Source organism: Pseudomonas sp. MF09156 (assembly GCF_059862305.1).
The window spans coordinates 181,872-201,044 of sequence record NZ_JCBCUR010000006.1 but is presented as its reverse complement, the minus strand read 5'-3'; the positions used below and the strand labels follow the sequence as shown (position 1 = coordinate 201,044).

Here is a 19,173-nt window from a genome sequence, read left to right as displayed (position 1 = left end):
TTGGAAACGACAGATCGACCGAGTGTACGAGGGCGCTATGCCCAATGCGAGTGCATTTGTTATTCGGCCAGTTTCGCGAGGATCCGGTAGACGATGGTGCCGAGGATCAGCAGCATGCCGACCCACATGCCAAACACACCAAGGTTCTTGTCGCGGAAGTTGAAGCCAACGGCCAGCAGGATCATGCCAGTGAGGATGGGGATAAGCATGGCGTGGAAGGCGGACATCGGGATCATGGTGGGGACGGCCTTGTCGTTGAGGGATGATGGTCAGTCTAGGCTGGATTGGCGCGGGGTGCCTTGATGTGTGTCAGATAGCGCCGCAGTGCGCTGGGAATCGCCATCGCGGGCAAGCCCTAATGCCGTTCAGTTAAGCGCAGATCCCCGGTGGGAGCGGGCTTGCTCGCGAAAGCGGTGGGTCAGTCAACATCAATGTTTGCTGGGCGGACGTCTTCGCGAGCAAGCCCGCTCCCACATTTGATCTTCGCTGCTTTTGAGAACTGATCGGCATTAGGGCAAGCGCCGCCCTGCTCAGGGCAGGTCGCGGCTCGCATAAAACGCACTCAGCACCTTCACCAGATGCGCCAAATCGTGGCTGCCGCACAGTTCACGAATCGAATGCATGGCGAATGTCGGCAGGCCGATATCTACGGTGCGCACGCCCAGGTGGCTGGCGGTGATCGGGCCGATGGTCGAGCCACAGCCCATGTCACTGCGCACCACGAAGCTCTGTACCGGCACTTCTTCGGCCATGCACAGGTGGCGGAAGAATCCGGCGGTTTCGCTGTTGGTGGCGTAGCGCTGGTTGCTGTTGACCTTGATCACCGGGCCGGCATTGAGTTTCGGGCCATGGTTGGCGTCGTGCTTGTCGGCGTAGTTGGGGTGGATGCCGTGGGCATTGTCGGCAGACACCAGCAGCGACTTCTGAATGGCCCGTACGAACTCGTCACCTTCAGGCAGCAGACGACGCAGGGTCTGCTCCAGCATCGGCCCGTCGGCACCACAGGCCGAGCAGGAGCCGACTTCTTCGTGGTCGGTACACACCAGCACGCAGGTTTCGTCGGTTTCACTGGTGAGCAGGGCTTGCAGGCCGGCGTAGCACGACAGCAGGTTGTCCAGGCGGGCGCCGGCGATAAAGTCGCCATGCAGGCCAATCACCGCTGCGCCTTGGGTGTCGTAGAAACTCAGCTCGTAGTCGAGCACCACATCAGCATTCAACCCATGTTCGCGGGCCAGTTGGTCGGTGAGTACGGCGCGGAAGTCCACGCGCTCATCGCCGGCAAACTGCGCGAGAATCGGCGGCAGCTCGGTCTGGGCATTGATCGCCCAGCCTTGATTGGCTTCACGGTTCAGGTGGATGGCCAGGTTGGGGATGATGGCAATCGGCAGCTTGAAATCGATCAACTGGCTTTCGACCTTGCCGTCACGCCGGAACGTCACGCGGCCGGCCAGGGACAGGTCACGGTCGAACCACGGTGCCAGCAGTGCGCCGCCGTAGACTTCCACGCCCAGTTGCCAGAAGCCCTGGCGTTGCAGCTCAGGTTGCGGCTTGACCCGCAGGCACGGGCTGTCGGTATGGGCGCCGACCAGGCGGATGCCGTCGTGCAGGGGCGACTGGCGGCCCATCTTGAAGGCGATGATCGAGGAGTCGTTGCGGGTCACGTAGTAGCGACCGTTGGCCTCGGTGGTCCAGGTCTCGCGTTCGTCGAGGCGCTGGAAACCGGCGGCTTCCAGGCGTTGGGCCAGGGCCGCAGTGGCATGAAAGGGGGTGGGAGAGGCCTTGAGGAAGTCGATCAGGCCTTGGTTCAACGCTTCGCGCATAAGTAGCTCCAGACAGCAATGGCGCGAGTTTACCGTCCGATGTGATAAGTGCACAGAACAAATGTGGGAGCGGGCTTGCTCGCGAATGCGGTGTGGCAGTCGCGCAATAAGCTAACTGATCCACCCCATTCGCGAGCAAGCTCGCTCCCACATTTTAATTGCGTTTACCGATTAGAACGGCGCAGGGCACTCGAACCGCAGGCGCTCGCCGCTTTGCGGGTGGGTGAAGCTCAACATGCTCGCGTGCAGGCACAGCCGTGGCCAGGCGGCCAGGGCCTGTTCGTGGGCATACAGGCCATCACCGAGCAACGGGTGGCCGATGGACAGCATATGCACCCGCAGTTGGTGCGAGCGCCCGGTAATCGGCGTCAGTTCCACCCGGCACCAATCCCCGCAACGCTCCAAGACTTTCCAGAAGGTCAGCGCATGCTTGCCGAACTCGTGGTCCACCACATGCCGCGGCTTGGTCGGTGGGTCATAGCGCAGCGGCAGGTCGATGCTGCCGCTGTCCAGTTCCGGCTGGCCCCAGCACAAGGCGGTGTAGGCCTTTTCGGTTTCGCGGTCGTGAAACTGGCGCGACAGTTCGCGGTGGCTGTCGGCATCCCTGGCCAGCAGGATGATCCCCGAGGTTTCCCAGTCCAGGCGATGGACGATACGGGCCTCGGGGTAACCGTTTTCCTGCAGGCGGGTGATCAGGCAGTCCTTGTTGTCGTCGGCGCGACCTGGCACCGACAGCAACAGGGTAGGCTTGTTCACCACCAGGACAGCGTCATCCTGGTGAAGGATATGGATATTGGACAACGGCATTAAACAGCCTCGTAACAAACGCCAACGGCGGCTCGGCCACCCGGTTCCCCAAAGGGGATCAAGGTGACGGAGCCGCCGTGGCGACCGCCTGTTCGATCAACGATCAGGCAGGGTGATATTGAGTTCCAGAATCGAGCAGCTGCCGTCGTTTTCCAGGGCGACATGCACGTCATCGTTGCCGATATTGACGTACTTGCGGATCACCTCCACCAGTTCCTTCTGCAAGGCTGGCAGGTAGTCCGGGGTGCTGCGTTGGCCGCGTTCGTGCGCCACGATGATCTGTAGACGCTCTTTCGCTACCGACGCCGTGCTAGGTTTTTTGGTTGAGCGAAAGAAGTCAAAAATACTCATTGTTCAATTGCCTCCAAACAGGCGTGCCAAGAATCCTTTCTTCTCGACAGCAAGGAACCGATGGGCAACTTCTTTGCCCAGCAAGCGATCGACTGCATCGCTATAGGCTTGGCCGGCATCACTTTGGTCATCAAGAATGACCGGTACGCCTTGGTTTGAAGCTTTCAGTACCGCTTGAGACTCAGGAATCACCCCCAGCAAGCGAATGGCGAGGATTTCCTCGACGTCCTCAACGCCAAGCATTTCGCCGCTCTGGACGCGCTCGGGGTTGTAGCGGGTCAGGAGCAGGTGTTCCTTGATTGCGTCTTCGCCTTTTTCGGCGCGGCGAGACTTGCTCGACAGCAGGCCGATCATGCGGTCGGAGTCGCGTACCGACGACACCTCGGGGTTGGTCACCACAATCGCTTCATCGGCGAAGTGCATGGCCAGTTGGGCGCCTTTCTCGATACCTGCTGGAGAGTCGCAGATAACAAACTCAAATTGCTCTTTGAGGTCCATCAGGACTTTTTCAACGCCTTCCAGGGTCAAGGCGTCCTTGTCCCGGGTTTGGCTAGCGGCGAGAACATAAAGGTTCTCCAGGCGCTTGTCCTTGATCAGTGCTTGTTGCAGGGTTGCTTCGCCGTTGACCACGTTGACGAAGTCGTACACCACGCGGCGTTCGCAGCCCATGATCAGGTCGAGGTTACGCAAACCGACGTCGAAGTCGACGATGACTGTCTTGTGGCCGCGCAGAGCGAGGCCGGTACCGATAGCGGCGCTGGTGGTGGTCTTACCCACACCACCCTTGCCGGATGTAACCACGAGAATCTTGGCCAAGGTGTTTCACCCCTAAGGAAAAAGGACCTCTCAGTCCCTGAAAAACATCTCTTGAAACTCGCTGCAGGCGGACAGCCTTCGTAGGAAAAAGATGTGCCTCCCGTAAGGGAAACGCCAACTTTCAATTATTCCTACGCAAGTCTTGCCGGTTTCGCTGTGCTATCAGAGTCCAGAGATGCTTGGAAAATGCGGCAGTATCCGTTAAAGACGGATGATGTTCAACACATCGCCCGACAGGCTGACTTGTACCCCGGCCCCCCACAGCGGATCACGGCGCAAATCTTCCGAAACCTTGTATTGGCCGGCGATGGATACCAGCTCAGCGCTCAATTGCTGGCAGAAAATCCTTGCCTTGGTATCGCCCTTGACCCCAGCCAGTGCCCGACCGCGCATGGGGCCGTATACATGGATGTTGCCATCGGCGAGAAGTTCCGCGCCGGGACTGACCGGGGCGACCACTACCAGGTCGCCGCCCTGGGCGTAAATCTGCTGCCCGCCGCGTACGGGGGAGGTGATGATCCTTGTAGGCTTGATCGTCGGCTCTGGCGGTTTTTCCGGTTTTTTCTTCACTTCGCCTTCCACCGGGTCGAGCACACGCTCGCGGGCGCCGGACGGTGGCAGTACTGGCAGTTCAATGGCGATGGCTGCCGCAATGTCTTCGATACGGCTGGCGCGAATGGCCAGGGTGCGCAGGCCATGCTGGCGGCAAACACGCATCAGCCCGGGCAGGTCAACCGCGCCCTGGCCGGCCGGCAATTTGTCCAGGGCCAGCACCAGCGGCGCGTTGTTGAAGAAATTCGGGGCCAGGGCAACCTTGGCAGCGAGCTGGCGGTCCAGGGCATCAAGGTCGTTACGGGCCAGTTCCAGCACAGTAATGGCGAGCATGCTGCCTTTGAGCTGGAAGACGGGATCTTGGTCTAGCGATTCGGTTTGGCTCATGGTCGGCAAAGCGGCTTGTCACGAAAAGTGTCGAGACTTATAACGAGAACAACCGCTAGCCGCAAGCCGGGTCGAACCGTTGTAGAATGCGCGGCCCTGTCTTTACCGGAATCTGTAATGGATCGCCCGCGTTTTCGAGCTGTATTTTTTCACCCGCGTTTCTGGCTCCTGTGGCTGGGGCTCGGCCTGCTATGGCTGATCACTCAGTTGCCATACCGGGTGCTGCTGGGAATTGGTCGTGTGCTGGGTGCGTTTATGTACCGGGTGGCCGGTGAGCGCCGGCGCATTGCTGCGCGAAACCTGGAACTGTGCTTCCCGCACCTGTCTGCCCAGGAGCGTAAACATTTGCTCAAGGAAAACTTTGCCTCCACTGGCATCGCCTTCTTTGAGATGGCCATGAGCTGGTGGTGGTCCAAACAGCGCCTGGCACGCCTGGCCCACGTCGAAGGGCTGGAGCACCTCAAGCAGGCGCAACTGGAAGGCAAGGGCGTGATCCTCATGGCCCTGCATTTCACCACCCTGGAGATCGGCGCGGCCTTGCTGGGCCAAAAGCACACCATCGATGGCATGTACCGTGAGCACGGCAACCCGTTGTTCGACTTTATCCAGCGCCGGGGCCGCGAGCGCCACAACCTTGATTCCCTGGCGGTCGAGCGCGAAGACGTGCGCGGCATGCTCAAGCTGCTGCGCGCCGGCCGGGCGATCTGGTACGCGCCGGACCAGGACTACGGCACCAAGCAGAGCATTTTCGTGCCGTTGTTCGGCATCCAGGCCGCTACCGTTACCGCCACCAGCAAGTTCGCGCGCCTGGGCAAGGCGTTGGTGGTGCCATTTACCCAGCAGCGCCTGGCCGATGGCAGCGGCTACCGCATGGTGATTCATCCGCCGTTGCGCGACTTCCCCGGCGAATCCGACGAAGTCGATTGCCTGCGCATCAACCAATGGGTGGAAACCGCGGTACGCGAGTGCCCCGAGCAATACCTGTGGGCCCATCGCCGCTTCAAGAGCCGGCCACCGGGCGAACCCAAGTTGTACGAAAAACGCCGCTGAACAAACGGATTTCCCCGCAGCCCATGGAGTTATGCAATGCGCCCAACTGAACCGGTCACAGGCTTGATTCTTTCCGGCGGTGGGGCGCGTGCGGCGTATCAGGTGGGGGTACTGGCGGCGATTGCCGAATTGTTGCCGCCGGGGGCTGCCAATCCTTTTCCGGTGATTGTCGGCACCTCGGCCGGGGCGATCAATGCGGTGAGCCTGGCCAGTGGCGCCATGGATTTTGGCGCCGCCATCGCCCGCCTTACGGCGTTCTGGCAGGGCTTTCGCAGCCACTTGGTGCTGCGCAGCGATTGGCCGGGGGTGATTCACCAGGCCACTCGCTTCCTGGCCCGCAGCCTGCTGGGGCTGGGGGCACCGGTACCGGTGGCGCTGCTCGACAGTTCGCCTTTGCGCGAATTGCTGCAAGAGAAGCTGCACTTCGAAGGCATCAACGAGGCCATCCGCAACAAACACCTGCATGCCGTCGCGGTAACGGCGTTTGGCTATGAGTCGGGGCAAGCGGTGACGTTCTATCAGGGCGGCGGCACCATCGACGCCTGGCTGCGCCACCGGCGCATTGGCCTGCCCACGCAGTTGACCGTGGAGCACCTGCTGGCCAGCTCGGCGATCCCGTTGCTGTTCGCACCGGTCAAACTCGACCAGGAATATTTTGGCGATGGCGCCGTCCGGCAATCGGCACCCATCAGCCCGGCGTTGCACCTGGGGGCCAGCCGGGTGCTGGTGGTGGGGGTCAGTGGCAACCCGCGCTCCATCGACCCTTCGGCGCCGCAGCAACGCACCTATACCGGCCAGGAGCCGACCCTGGCGCAGATCGGTGGGCATATGCTCAACAGCACGTTCATTGACAGCCTTGAGAGTGATATCGAGTTGCTGGAGCGCCTCAACCAGTTCGCCCATCTGCAACCGGCCGACAGCGCCGCGCGCGGGCTTTCGCCGGTCGAAGTGTTGGTGATTGCACCGAGCCAGCCCATCGACGAGATCGCCGCCCGCCATCGCCAGGAACTGCCGGCGGCACTGCGTTTGTTTTTGCGTGGGCCAGGGGCGACCAAGACCAGCGGGGCGGGGGTGCTCAGCTATCTGTTGTTCGAGGCGGGGTATTGCAGCGAGTTGATCGAGTTGGGGCGGCGGGATGCGTTGGCCAAGCGCGAGGAGTTGCAACGGTTCCTGGGCCTGACCCCGAACTGAATCTGGGAGCGGGCTTGCCCGCGATGGCGGTGATTGAGCCGATAATTAGGCTGGCTGACACTTCGCTATCGCGGGCAAGCCCGCTCCCACAGGGGGGGCGTGTTGGGCCTTAGAAGTGGTACTTGACCAACAGGCTGGCCGTATCCTGGTTGGTCTCGAACGCGCCGCTGTCCTGGATCCCGTACTTGTTCTTCCAGTAGTCGTATTCAAAACCGACATACAACTGCTTGGCGCCCCAGTTCATGGCCTTGCCCAAGTCATATTTGACCTGCGGGTTGAAGTGCAAGTTGGCGTGATAAGTGCCACGGGCGTTTTTGTCGTTATCCACCACCCAGTCCATGAAGCCGTCGATCAGCACGTCGGAGTTGCCCACGGGAATGGTGTACGACCATACCGGCGTGATCTGCCATACACCGTCACCGGGGCGATTGCCTTCGGTCTGGCGCTGGTAGAAGTTCAACTGGAAGTAGTCGAAGCCCGGGATGTTCAGGTCGAATGCCGGGCCTACCAGGTAGGACTCGTTGTCGCCTTCGCCGAACTCGTAGGTGAACGCCAGTAATACATCTTTGATCGGTCCGAAGGACAAGTCTTTATCGAAGATCTTGCCAAACGACAGCCGTGGGCTGAACTCGCCGTAGTAAGTATTAGGGCCGACATTGCCGTCTTCCTTGCCGTTGTAAAAGATACGGTCGAGGAAGAAGAAGTTGTCGCCGTACTTCCACGCATCGGCATGTTCAAAGGTGACGGTTTGCTGGATCTCTGGGTTGACTTTGAAGTTCTTGCCCCACAGGTAAGTCAGGCTGTTGTTCTGCCACTGCAGCAGGTCACCCGCCATTGCCTGGCCCCCGGCCAGCAGGGATCCGGCCAACATCAGGCTGTTCACGGTACGTTTCATTCGGTTGCTCCCGAGCTAAAGTTTTATGGTTTTTCTTCTACGCAGGCGCTCTGGTGTGGCGCCTTTTGGTTCGCTGCAAAAATCGTCTGTTCGGTCAGCTTTAATGCTTTTAGCAAGAGCTGCGCCAAAGTGTTTGAAAAGCCAAAAAATCCCCGCCGGCTACATGGGATGCAGTCGGGTTCAGAGGACTTTTGCGCACTTTGGCAGCAGACATAAGGCCGGGATAAGTTGGCCTTTAAGTCAGCTTTTACATTCGCTGTTTTTTTTTGAGTCGATTCGAGCGGGCGCGGAGAATACTGGCTCCAGAGCCTGTGCTCAAGTGCGCTGTAAAAGAGCGCAGGGGGCGAGAATGGGGCACAACGTGTGGCCGGCCCCAAGTCTGTGGTGTGCATGTTGATGTTCCCTGTTCGAGTAACGAAGGAATCAATGCGTATGGGCGACTGCGGGGCGTTCCGAGCCGCCCAGAATGTTGAACAACACATTCAGCGACAACGCACTAAGCGTGGCCATGGCGATGCCGCTATGGGTAATCGGGCTCATCCACAGGGGCAGCTGGGCGAAGAACTCCGGGCGTACCACCGGGATCAGGCCCATGCCGATGCTGACCGCCACCAGCAACTGGTTACGACGATCGGCAATGTCGGCTTCCTGCAGGATCTTGATCCCGGTCGCTGCCACCATGCCGAACATCGCGATGGCCGCGCCGCCCAGCACCGCAGGAGGAATCGATGCCACCAGAAACGCCGCCTTGGGCAGCAAGCTCAGGATAATCAAAAAGGCCCCGGCCATGATCGTCACCGAACGGCAGCGCACACCGGTCATTTGCACCAGGCCGATGTTCTGGGCGAACGAGGAGTGGGTGAAGGTATTGAAGAACCCGGCAAAGAACGACGCGCCGGCATCGCACAGCAGGCCGCGACGCAGCATCTTCGGGGTGACTTCCTGGCCGGTGATCTTGCCCAGCGCGAGGAACATGCCGGTGGACTCGACAAAGATAATCACCACCACCAGGCACATCGACAGGATTGGCGCCAATTCGAACGTGGGCATGCCGAAGTGCAAAGGCGTGACCACTTGCAGCCACGGCGCCTGTTCCAGGCCGCCGAGGTCGACCATGCCGAGCAATCCACACAAGGCGTAGCCCAGGGCCATGCCGATCAATACCGAGATATTGACCCAGAAGCCGCGCATGAACCGGTTGATCAGCAAGATGGTGGCGAGTACCAGGCCGGCGATGGCCAGGTAGATCGGCGAGCCGAACTGCACGGCAGTGGCGCCGCCGCCTGCCCAGTTCACGGCTACTGGAAACAACGAAAGACCGATGGCCGTGATCACGGTACCGGTCACCAACGGTGGGAAGAAGCGCACCACCTTGGACATGAAGGGCGCGATGAGCATGCCAAAGAACCCGGCGGCGATGGTCGCGCCGAAGATCCCTTGCAGGCCGATACCCGGCATGCCCGCCATGGCGACCATGCTGCCGACGGCGGCAAAACTGGCGCCCATCATCACCGGCATGCGGATGCCCAGCGGGCCGATGCCAAAGGACTGGACCATGGTGGCGATCCCCGCCACCAGCAGGTCGGCGTTGATCAGAAAGGCGATTTCTTCACGGCTCAAGCCTGCGGCTTGCCCGATGATCAGAGGCACGGCCACGGCGCCGCCGTACATCAGCAGTACATGTTGCAGGCCTACCAGGATCAGTTGCAAAAGGGGCAGCCGCACCATGGCGGGTACGGCAGGAATCTGCGGTTCTAACTGGGACATGCAACACCTCGGATCTTTTTTATTTTTGTGTTGTTTGGCAGTCAATTGCCAGGTGAAACCCAATCTTCAAAACACTGCACATTGCAAATGTGGGAGCTGGCTTGCCTGCGATAGCGGTGGTTCATTCACCCCTTCCGGTGCGTGATACACCGCTATCGCAGGCAAGCCAGCTCCTACAGTTTGATCTGCGCTAATCAGTTAATTGGTACGGGCTCCTTGATTGATCCAACTACCAATCAACTCCCGCTCCTGCTGGGTCATCTGGGTGATGTTGCCCAGCGGCATGATCTGGCTGGCAACCGCCTGCGCCTGGATGCGCGCCGCCTGCTGCTGGATCTGCGCCGGGGTATCGAACATCACCCCGGCCGGCGCGGCACTGAACAGCGGGCTGGTGGGCTTGGCCGAATGGCATACGGTGCAACGTTGTTCAATCACGCTGTGGACCTTGCCGAAATCCGTCGAGGCCTGGGCAGGCGCCGCTTCTGCCGCCGGTGCTGGCGCGGCGGGGGCTGCTGGCTTGAGGCCGCCACCCAGCGCCGTTTCCGGCAATGGCTGGTACTCGATGGCCGCTGGCGCCTTGGCCACGTCCGGTGCGGTAGCCACGGGTTTTGGACCGGTGACATAGGCCAGGCAGATCATCGCCAGGGCGCCGACCGGCAGGGTCCACGCGTATTTCTGGCTGTCGTGACGGGTGTTGAAGTAGTGCCGCACCAACACCGCCGCCACCGCGATCCCGGCCAGGATCAACCAGTTGTACTGGCTGCCGTAGGTACTGGGGAAGTGGTTGCTGATCATGATGAACAGCACGGGCAGGGTGAAGTAGTTGTTGTGTCGTGAACGTAGCAGGCCCTTGGCCGGCAGTGCCGGGTCTGGCGTGCGGTTTTCTGCAATCGCTGCCACCAGCGCGCGCTGGGCCGGCATGATGATGCGGAACACGTTACCGACCATGATGGTGCCGATGATCGCCCCCACATGCAGGTACGCACCGCGCCCGCTGAACACCTTGCTGAAGCCGTAGGCCGCGCCGATCAACAGGACGAACAGGATAAAACCGAGCAGGGCAGGGCGTTTGCCCAGGGCCGAGTCGCAGAGAAAGGAGTAGATGAACCAGCCAGCGAACAGTGAGCCAATGCCCAGCAACACGCCTTCGGTGCCGCTCAGGCTGCTGCCGGGAGCCAGCAGGTAGAGCGTCGGGTTGAGATAGAACACCACGCAGAGCAGCGCGACGCCTGACATCCAGGTGAAATAGGCTTCCCATTTGAACCAGTGCAGGTTGTCCGGCATGGTCGGCGGGGCCAGTTTGTATTTTTCCAGGTGGTAGATGCCGCCACCGTGGATCGCCCATAAATCGCCAGCCAGGCCGTTTTTGGGGTTGACTCGGTTGAGGTTGTTTTCCAGCCATACAAAATAGAAAGACGCACCGATCCAGGCCACGCCAGTGATCATATGAACCCAGCGCACGCTAAGGTTCAGCCATTCCAACAGATGTGCTTCCACAGTCTTTACCTCTCGCCCGTCACCCTTGTTGTCGGGTGATCGGACCTTCTCTTATTGGTGGGGGGCGAGGATCAACCGCTCATCCTCTTTGAAAAAATGCTCATCGCAGTTATTGCCTGTGCCACTGCGATCAACCACCAGGAAGTCATCCCGCTTTTCGATCGTCAGCACCGGGTGGTGCCAGACGCCGCGATGGTAATTAATGCCCTGCCTGCCGTTGGTGACGAAGGCGCGGACCAAGCCTGATACAGGTGCATCGCCAACGGGCGCGACCACGATCAGAAAGGGGTTGCCGAGCAGCGGGATAAAGGCCTGGCTGCCCAGCGGGTGTCTCTCCAGCATGCACACGGTCAGCGGCATGTCCTGCGCGTCGGCGCGGAAGATGCTGATGATGGCGTGGTCTTCTGGCGTGGCGGTTTCTACCGTCGCCAGTTTATGAAAGCGCATGGTCGAGCCGTTGTTGATCATGAAGTGATCGCTGCCGTCGGTTTCGATAACGTCTCCGAAAGGGGCGAAGGCTTCTTTGGTCAAGGGTTCGATCATCAGTGTGCGCATGGCTGTCTTCTTATCCGAGTTCTGTGTTGTCTGGTCTATTGCTATCGCGGGCGAGCCCGCTCCCACAGGGGAATGCATTGCAAATGTGGGAGCGGGTTTGCCCGCGATTGGGTTCACCGCTTACTTAGCGACCTTGCCGAACACCCGCAGGCGGCTCACACCACCATCAGGGAATACGTTGAGGCGGATGTGGGTGATCGGGCCCAGTGCCTTGATCTGCTCGGCAAAGGTGTGTTCGGCGTGCATTTCCAGCTTCTGTGCTGGCAGCAATTCACGCCAGAACAGCGACTGGGTCTCGATCTGGCTGTCGGTACCGCCCTTGACGAACGCGCCCTGGATCGAGCAGGTGTCCGGGTAGTTGCCCTTGAAGTGCAGGGTGTCGACCACCACTTTGTCGATCTCGCCGGCATGCCCCAGCGCGACGATTACCCAGTCGTTGCCTGGCGTGCGACGACGGGCGGTTTCCCAGCCATCGCCCATGTTGATGCCACGGCCCGGGTTGAGGATGTTGCCCATGCGCCCGAAGTGTTCGTCGGAACAGGCCAGCGCACGCCCGCCATTGAGGGAGGAGGCCAGGTCCACTTGTTCGTTGTCGCCCACGGCCGACCAGTCGCGGAACGGAATGCCGTACACGCGCAGACGGGCCACGCCACCATCCGGGTAGATGTTGAAGCGCAGGTGGCTGAAAGCCTGGTCGTTATTGATCTCGTGGAAGTGATGGCTATTGCCCTGCAACTCAACGGCAGACAGCACTTCAACCCACTGAGTGTTGGCATCGGGTTCGCCCGCAGCCAAGAAGCAGCCTTCCAGGGACGCCGATGGCGGGAAGTTGCCGGTGAAGAATGAAGTGTCGATGTCCACGCCCTTGATCGAGCCCGGTACGCCCAGGCGGATCACCGCGCTGTCGAAGCCTTCGAAGCGCTTGCGGCGTGACTCCCAGCCGTCCATCCACTTGCCGTTATCATCGAAAACGCCCTCCTTCCATACGGCCGGGGTCGGCTGGAACAGTCGGTTGGCGTCGGCGAACCAGTCATCGGTCACCGAGATGATCTTGGTGCCCAGGCGGGCGTCGGCCAGGTTGACGAACTTTTCGAAAGGTACGGCGTAAGCTTTCATTCTTCTTGTCTGCCTTAGATAGAGTGGCTTGGGATGCTTGCCAGGCCCTGGGCGTTGATCGATACGCTCGGGCCAGGTTTGCTAAAGGGTCAGTAATCGGAACAACGCGATCTTGTTGATCTCTGCCAGCGCGCACTTGAACTCGGTGTCGACCGGGTGGTGGATGCGCGTTTCAAACGCTTTGAGGATCTGATGCCGGTTGCTGCCTTTTACCGCCATGATGAAGGGAAACTTGAACTTGGCCTTGTAGGCATCGTTCAGCTCGGTGAAGCGTGAGAACTCTTCGGCCGTGCATTGGTGAATCCCCGCGCCAGCTTGCTCATCGGTGCTGGCTTGGGTGAGTTGGCCCTGGACGGCCGCACGGCCTGCCAGGTCCGGGTGAGCGTTGATCAGGGCCAGTTGGCTTGGATGATCAGCACTCAACAGGATGTCGCTCATGCGCTGGTGCAGGGTTTCGATCTGGTCGATCGAGGCGTCCTGGCCCAGGTCGAAGGCCTTTTCGGCCACCCATGGCGAATGTTCGTAGATGTCGGCGAAGGCTGCGACGAATTCGTCGCGGCTCAGGGTCGACGGTTTCAAGGTCTGAAAAGCAGTCATTTGGCGGCTCCCTGGAAAGGGTGGACGTCGTGCCAGTGGCGGGCAATGTCGACACGGCGGGCGAACCACACCTGGTCATGACCCTTGGCGTATTCGATAAAGCGCTTGAGGGCAGCCAGGCGCGCCGGGCGGCCGATCAAGCGGCAATGCAGGCCGATGGAGAGCATCTTCGGCGCCTCGGCCCCTTCGGCATACAACACGTCGAACGCGTCTTTGAGGTACTCGAAAAAGTCGTCGCCCTTGTTGAAACCCTGGACCTGGGTGAAGCGCATGTCGTTGGTGTCCAGGGTGTAGGGGATCACCAGGTGCGGCTTGCCGGTCGGGTTGTTGGGTTCCCAGTAGGGCAGGTCGTCGTCATAGGTGTCGCAGTCGTAGAGGAAGCCACCTTCCTCCATCACCAGCCGCCGCGTATTGGGGCCGGTGCGCCCGGTGTACCAGCCCAGTGGGCGCTCGCCGGTCAGCTCGGTGAGGATGCGGATGGCTTCGAGCATATGCTCGCGCTCCTGGGCCTCGTCCATGTATTGGTAGTCGATCCAGCGGTAGCCGTGGCTGCAGATCTCGTGGCCGGCGGCGACCATCGCACGGATCACGTCGGGGTGGCGCTGGGCGGCCATGGCCACGGCGAAGATGGTCAGCGGAATGTCGAATTCCTTGAACAGCTTGAGGATGCGCCACACGCCTGCACGGCTGCCGTATTCGTACAGCGACTCCATGCTCATGTTGCGTGCGCCTTGCAGCGGCTGGGCCGAGACCATTTCCGAGAGGAAGGCTTCCGACTCTTTGTCGCCGTGCAGGATATTGCGCTCACCGCCTTCTTCGTAATTGAGTACGAACGACAGGGCGATACGCGCCTTGCCTGGCCAGTGTGGATGCACAGGGTTACTGCCGTAACCGATCAGGTCGCGTGGGTAGTCAGCGCTCACTGCAGTCTTCCTTCTTGTTCGTGATCGATGGTGTGGCGGCTGTTGCGTCACAGCGATGGGCTGATTGTATACAACTTAATGGGCACTTTGTAAGCCTGTATTTCTGCATTTTTTCCAGACGGTCGCACCGGCCTATCCTTGCAAGAAACTTGCCCGACTGGTCAACTAAAATATGCGAACTCACCTGTAGGATGCGTCTTGCCAGCGATTGCATTCTTGCTGCTGCCCTATCTGCGGCTGATATACCGTCATCGTCGGCAAGCCGGCTCCGGCAGGGGGAGAGGGTGGTTGTTGAATTTATTGTGTACAATTTTTTTGGAAAGTGTCTTAATCAGCCATCGCCGGCTTTTTCAGTGCCCCACAAAGGTGCGGCCTCTTATTAATCGATGACACGGGAGCTCCGATCCATGGGACGACTGACCACACACGTACTGGACGCCGCGCACGGCTGCCCAGGCAGCGCCATCAAGGTTGAACTGTACCGCGTCGAAGGCGCGCAGCTGGAACTGGTTGCCAGCACCTTGACCAACAGCGATGGCCGTTGCGACGCGCCGCTGCTGCAAGGTGATGACTACCGCAGTGGCGTCTATCAGCTGCAATTCAGCGCCGGGGATTACTACCGCGCCCGTGGCGTGCAATTGCCCCAGCCGGCGTTCCTGGATGTGGTGGTGCTGCGTTTTGGCATCAGCGCCGAACAGGATCACTACCACGTGCCCTTGCTGATTTCGCCCTACAGCTACTCCACCTATCGCGGTAGCTGAGTCGTCACCTGGCTTCACACCCCCAGATGCTCTTCGTTGGTTTCGCCCGCTCACACTGCGGGCTTTTTTTTGCCCGCAGAAAGGCGGGTCATGAGCCAATGCCAGCGAACAAGAGGAGCCATTGTGGGAGCTCGACAGCTCCCACAGGGTTGTGTGTTAGCCCTTGAGCAGCGACGCTGCCCCGGCGCTGCCAAACAGCCCGGCACTGAAGCGATTGAACCAGCTCTGGCCCTTACCGGTGCGCAGGTAGCGCGCGGCACCATGGGCACCCAGGCCATAGGCCAGCTTGCACAGCAGGTCCAGCACGGTCCAGGTGGCGATCATGATCAGCAGTTGTGGCAGGAACGGCTGCTGGCTGCTGAGAAACTGCGGCAGGAAGGCCGCAAAAAACAGAATGTCCTTGGGATTGCTGGCGCCCAGCACAAACGCCCGGCCAAACAGTGCACGAAAACGTGGCACGGGCGCTGCCTCCGGCACCACGGCGCCCTGGGCCGGCAGGCGCGATTGCTGCCAGCTCTGCCAGGCAAGGTAGAACAGGTACAGCGCACCGACGATCTTCAGCGCGCTGAACAACTGCTCCGACGCCAGCAACAGTGCGCCCAGGCCCAGGGCCGAGGCGCTCAACAGGCAGATCGAGGCAAACACCCCGCCCAGAAACGCCGGATACGAACGGCGCAGGCCGTAGTTCAGGCTGTTGCTGATCATCAGCAGCGACAGCGGCCCCGGAATCAGGATCACGATCAAAGCAGCGCCGCTGAACAGCAGCCAGGTTTCCACGCTCATTACATTCCTCCATACATGCAAAAGCCCCACCCGTAGGTGAGGCGGTTTTCGCCAGCTTGCGCGTTACAGGAACACAAACTTGGCGATAAAAATCGCGCACAGCACCCACAGGCTGATAGAAATCTGCTGGTACTTGCCCGTGCCGGCCTTGAGCGCCACGTAGGTGATAAAGCCCAGGGCGATGCCGTCGGCAACCGAGAAGGTCAGAGGCATCATGATTGCCGTGACAATCGCCGGAATGCTGTCGGTGGCGTCGTCCCACTCGATATGGGCCATGCCGCTCATCATCAGCATCGCCACATAAATCAACGCACCGGCCGTGGCATACGCAGGAATCATGCCCGCCAGCGGGGCGAAAAACATCGCCGCCACAAACAGTACGCCCACGGTCACGGCCGTCAACCCGGTGCGCCCGCCGGCCGCTACGCCGGCGGCGCTTTCCACATAACTGGTGACGGGGGGCACACCGACCACTGCGCCAAACACACTGGAGGCGCTGTCGGCTTTCAAGGCCCGGGAGAGGTTTTCGATCTTGCCGTCGGCATTCACCAGGCCTGCGCGCTGGGCGACGCCCATCAGGGTGCCGGCGGTGTCGAACATGTGCACAAACAGGAAGGCGAACACCACGCTGATCATGCTGACGTTGAACACACCCATCACGTCCATCGCCATCCAGGTCGGCGCCAGGCTCGGCGGGGCGGCAACGATGCCCTGGTAATGCACCAGGCCCAGGCCCCAGCCGGCCAGGGTGACGGCGATGATGCTGATCAGGATGGCGCCGAACACCCGGTGATAGCTGAGGATCGCGATCAGCAGGAAGCACACGGCCGCCAACAGCGGGGCCGGTTCATGCAGGGAGCCGAGCTTGATCAGGGTTGCGGGGCTGGCAACGATGATGCCGGCGGTTTTCAGGCCGATCACCCCCAGGAACAGGCCTACCCCCGCGGCCATGGCGTGGCGCAGGCTCACCGGAATGCTATTGAGCAGCCATTCGCGGATGCGCGACAGCGTCAGGATCATGAACAGCACGCCCGAAATAAATACCGCACCCAGCGCGGTCTCCCAGGTGTAGCCCATGGTGCCGACCACGGTGTAGGTAAAGAACGCATTCAAACCCATGCCCGGCGCCAGGCCTACAGGCCAGTTGGCATACAGGCCCATCAACAGGCAACCGAGGGCTGCGGCGATGCAGGTCGCGACAAAGGCGGCGCCGTGGTCGATGCCGGCGTCGGCCATGATGTTGGGGTTGACGAAGATGATGTAGGCCATGGTGATGAATGTGGTGAGGCCGGCGATCAATTCGGTCTTCACTGTGGTGCCATGCAAGCTGAGTTTGAACAGGCGCTCCAGCCAGCCCTGTTTGGTGGTTGAAAGGTCGGGCGGACTGAGGTCCAGGGTCGGGGCGTCGGATTTATGGCTTTCCACAGCAAGTACTCCTCAAGAGTTTTATTGTTATTTCCAGCGCCGGACACATGAGTGGGCAGCGGCGCTTTGAGGTACCAGCGGGCTTTGTTGACCAGTAGGTCAGGAACTCGCACGAAGCGAATTATGCTTTTGTATACAAAGAAAGCAAATAATGTTTGCGATTATGTGTGCAAAAAAGATGAAAGGCCAATTTCAGGGCAGGGTCAGGGCCTTATTCACGGCCAGCCAGCCATTCACGGCGTCCTCGCCGGCCTCGGCAAAGGCGCGCTGCAGCAGCTTGACTTGCTCACGACGCAGGGCGTGTTCGAAGCGCTGGCCTTCTTCGGTCAAGTGCAGCAGGCGCTTACGTTTGTCGGTGGTCGAGGCCGTGCTGTCGACCAGGTGCATTTCCTGCAATTGGCGCAGCGGCATATTCAGCGCTTGCTTGCTTACCCCCAGCAACTCCAACAGTTGCTTGACGCTCAAGGCGGGGTAGCGGGCGATAAAAAACACGATGCGCTGATGCACCCGGCTCAAGCCCCGGCGTTCGAGCATTTCGTCGGCCTTGGCGGTAAAGGCCTGGTAGCCGAAGAAGAACGCTTCCATGGCGGCTTGCTGCGAGGTCTGGTTTTTAAGGTCAAGCATATTGACGTATCTACCTGGGGCGTCGTAATTTCAGTCAACCAGTTTGACGTATTTTCCCCAGCCTTTGCTACCGGTGACCTTATGGCTTTCTCTGAACGTGTTTCGCGCCTTAAAAGCTCCTTGATCCGTGAGATCCTCGCGGCGGCCCAACGCCCGCAGGTGATGTCATTTGCCGGTGGCCTGCCAGCCGAAGCCATGCTGCCGGCGCTGGATTGGCAAGGCATGCCGCCTGCCATGGGCCAGTACGGCATGAGCGAAGGCGAGCCGCAATTGCGCGAATTGCTGGCGGCCGAGGCGCGGGCGCTGGGGGTGGCCTGTGATGCCAGCCAGGTCCTGGTGGTCAGCGGTTCGCAGCAAACCCTGGACCTGGCGGCCAAGCTGTATATCGACCGAGGCACGCAGATCCTGCTGGAAGGCCCGACCTACCTGGCCGCCTTGCAGATCTTCCAACTGTTCGGTGCCGACTGCCTGAGCGTGGAACTGGAAGCCGACGGCCCGAACCTGGCGGCGCTGCGCAGCAGCCTGGAACGTCATCGCCCGGCGTTCATCTACCTGATCCCGACCTTCCAGAACCCCTCGGCCGTGCGCTATAGCCAAGCCAAGCGCGATGCGGTGGCGGCGCTGCTCGATGAGTTCGGCGTGACCCTGATCGAAGACGAGCCCTATCGCGAGCTGACCTTCGACGGTGGCAGCGCGCGGCCGATTGTCAGCCAGTTGCGCAAGGCCAGCTGGATCTACACCGGCACCGTATCCAAAACCCTGCTCCCGGGATTGCGGGTCGGCTATCTGATCGCCAGCCCCGACCTGTTCCCCCCTCTGCTCAAGCTCAAGCAGTCGGCGGACCTGCACACCAACCGCGTTGGCCAGTGGCAGGCCATGCAGTGGATCGGCACCGAGCGCTACCAGCAGCACCTGGGGCAACTGCGCAGTTTTTATCGTGAGCGCCGCGATGGGTTCCAACTGGCGCTGACCCGGCATTTCCAGGACTTGGCCGACTGGCAAGTGCCCCAGGGTGGATTATTCTTCTGGCTGACCTTGAAACAGCCCCTGGATACCCGCACCTTGTTGGCACAAGCGCTGGACCAGGACGTGGCGTTCATGCCCGGTGAACCGTTCTTTGCCGAGCCGGACCAGCACCACGGGCACCTGCGGCTCAATTTCAGCCACATCGACCCGGCGCGCCTGGACGAAGGTCTCAAGCGTCTCGCGGCGGTGATCCGTCAAGCACAGCGCGCGCAAGCGGCATAAGGGGAGCT

General features: G+C 60.6%; 21 protein-coding genes. 4 read left to right on the top strand and 17 right to left on the bottom strand.

The genetic code is table 11. The features are described from left to right. Positions 1–59 precede the first annotated feature (59 nt). The 6 genes from AC19YY_RS16665 to minC all read right to left on the bottom strand — a co-directional run bounded on the left by AC19YY_RS16665 (position 60) and on the right by minC (position 4,733). Entirely contained in the window at positions 60–236 is a 177-nt protein-coding gene (locus AC19YY_RS16665; protein WP_166647837.1) for a hypothetical protein, read from the bottom strand. 294 nt (positions 237–530) lie between these two features. Then, entirely contained in the window at positions 531–1,820 is a 1,290-nt protein-coding gene (locus AC19YY_RS16660; protein WP_029300406.1) for a M18 family aminopeptidase, read from the bottom strand. Between the two features lie 171 nt (positions 1,821–1,991). Beyond that, positions 1,992–2,627, bottom strand: coding sequence for an RluA family pseudouridine synthase (locus tag AC19YY_RS16655; protein WP_169952839.1), 636 nt, complete (start codon positions 2,625–2,627; stop codon positions 1,992–1,994). 96 nt (positions 2,628–2,723) lie between these two features. Then, positions 2,724–2,978: a cell division topological specificity factor MinE gene (minE, locus tag AC19YY_RS16650; RefSeq protein ID WP_169952837.1), complete on the bottom strand. Its 255-nt coding sequence runs from the start codon at positions 2,976–2,978 to the stop codon at positions 2,724–2,726. A gap of 3 nt (positions 2,979–2,981) precedes the next feature. Continuing rightward, entirely contained in the window at positions 2,982–3,794 is an 813-nt protein-coding gene (minD, locus tag AC19YY_RS16645; protein ID WP_169952835.1) for a septum site-determining protein MinD, read from the bottom strand. Between the two features lie 201 nt (positions 3,795–3,995). Continuing rightward, positions 3,996–4,733, bottom strand: a complete 738-nt coding sequence (minC, locus tag AC19YY_RS16640) for a septum site-determining protein MinC (protein WP_038447253.1) — start codon at positions 4,731–4,733, stop codon at positions 3,996–3,998. 117 nt (positions 4,734–4,850) lie between these two features. On the opposite strand from minC, the gene AC19YY_RS16635 reads away from it, so the two are divergent. Then, complete coding sequence (locus tag AC19YY_RS16635; protein WP_500604546.1) at positions 4,851–5,783, top strand: lipid A biosynthesis lauroyl acyltransferase; 933 nt, start codon at positions 4,851–4,853, stop codon at positions 5,781–5,783. 36 nt (positions 5,784–5,819) lie between these two features. Then, complete coding sequence (locus AC19YY_RS16630; RefSeq protein WP_169952830.1) at positions 5,820–6,974, top strand: patatin-like phospholipase family protein; 1,155 nt, start codon at positions 5,820–5,822, stop codon at positions 6,972–6,974. Positions 6,975–7,083: 109 nt separating this feature from the next. Here AC19YY_RS16630 and AC19YY_RS16625 read toward each other — a convergent pair whose 3' ends face one another. From AC19YY_RS16625 to puuE, 8 genes are all read right to left on the bottom strand, one after another. Then, positions 7,084–7,869: an outer membrane protein OmpK gene (locus AC19YY_RS16625; protein ID WP_169952827.1), complete on the bottom strand. Its 786-nt coding sequence runs from the start codon at positions 7,867–7,869 to the stop codon at positions 7,084–7,086. Positions 7,870–7,892: 23 nt separating this feature from the next. Further along, the gene (locus tag AC19YY_RS16620) at positions 7,893–8,261 is read right to left on the bottom strand and encodes a hypothetical protein (RefSeq protein WP_169952826.1); all 369 of its coding nucleotides are present in this window, start codon (positions 8,259–8,261) and stop codon (positions 7,893–7,895) included. Between the two features lie 31 nt (positions 8,262–8,292). Then, positions 8,293–9,636 (bottom strand): nucleobase:cation symporter-2 family protein, encoded by a 1,344-nt coding sequence (locus AC19YY_RS16615; RefSeq protein WP_500604545.1) that lies wholly within the window; start codon positions 9,634–9,636, stop codon positions 8,293–8,295. 198 nt (positions 9,637–9,834) lie between these two features. Then, on the bottom strand, positions 9,835–11,133 hold the full coding sequence (locus AC19YY_RS16610; protein WP_169952824.1) for a urate hydroxylase PuuD: 1,299 nt from the start codon (positions 11,131–11,133) through the stop codon (positions 9,835–9,837). A gap of 51 nt (positions 11,134–11,184) precedes the next feature. Continuing rightward, complete coding sequence (locus AC19YY_RS16605; RefSeq protein WP_099168728.1) at positions 11,185–11,688, bottom strand: ureidoglycolate lyase; 504 nt, start codon at positions 11,686–11,688, stop codon at positions 11,185–11,187. A gap of 120 nt (positions 11,689–11,808) precedes the next feature. After that, a complete protein-coding gene (gene alc, locus AC19YY_RS16600; RefSeq protein ID WP_170042683.1) occupies positions 11,809–12,804 on the bottom strand; it encodes an allantoicase in 996 nt (331 codons plus the stop codon). Positions 12,805–12,885: 81 nt separating this feature from the next. Further along, complete coding sequence (gene uraD / locus AC19YY_RS16595) at positions 12,886–13,401, bottom strand: 2-oxo-4-hydroxy-4-carboxy-5-ureidoimidazoline decarboxylase (protein ID WP_169952822.1); 516 nt, start codon at positions 13,399–13,401, stop codon at positions 12,886–12,888. Then, positions 13,398–14,324, bottom strand: a complete 927-nt coding sequence (puuE, locus tag AC19YY_RS16590; protein WP_500604544.1) for an allantoinase PuuE — start codon at positions 14,322–14,324, stop codon at positions 13,398–13,400. The genes uraD and puuE overlap by 4 nt, the downstream gene beginning before the upstream one ends. Before the next feature lie 407 nt (positions 14,325–14,731). Between puuE and uraH the strand changes: the two genes are divergently transcribed. Then, positions 14,732–15,085, top strand: a complete 354-nt coding sequence (gene uraH / locus AC19YY_RS16585; RefSeq protein WP_057440709.1) for a hydroxyisourate hydrolase — start codon at positions 14,732–14,734, stop codon at positions 15,083–15,085. 156 nt (positions 15,086–15,241) lie between these two features. Here uraH and AC19YY_RS16580 read toward each other — a convergent pair whose 3' ends face one another. From AC19YY_RS16580 to AC19YY_RS16570, 3 genes are all read right to left on the bottom strand, one after another. Further along, positions 15,242–15,868 (bottom strand): LysE family translocator, encoded by a 627-nt coding sequence (locus AC19YY_RS16580; RefSeq protein ID WP_500604543.1) that lies wholly within the window; start codon positions 15,866–15,868, stop codon positions 15,242–15,244. 63 nt (positions 15,869–15,931) lie between these two features. After that, positions 15,932–17,263: an NCS2 family permease gene (locus AC19YY_RS16575; protein ID WP_500604566.1), complete on the bottom strand. Its 1,332-nt coding sequence runs from the start codon at positions 17,261–17,263 to the stop codon at positions 15,932–15,934. Positions 17,264–17,485: 222 nt separating this feature from the next. Beyond that, positions 17,486–17,917, bottom strand: coding sequence for a MarR family winged helix-turn-helix transcriptional regulator (locus AC19YY_RS16570; RefSeq protein ID WP_169952812.1), 432 nt, complete (start codon positions 17,915–17,917; stop codon positions 17,486–17,488). Positions 17,918–17,998: 81 nt separating this feature from the next. On the opposite strand from AC19YY_RS16570, the gene AC19YY_RS16565 reads away from it, so the two are divergent. Continuing rightward, on the top strand, positions 17,999–19,165 hold the full coding sequence (locus tag AC19YY_RS16565; protein WP_169952810.1) for an aminotransferase-like domain-containing protein: 1,167 nt from the start codon (positions 17,999–18,001) through the stop codon (positions 19,163–19,165). Positions 19,166–19,173 lie beyond the last annotated feature (8 nt).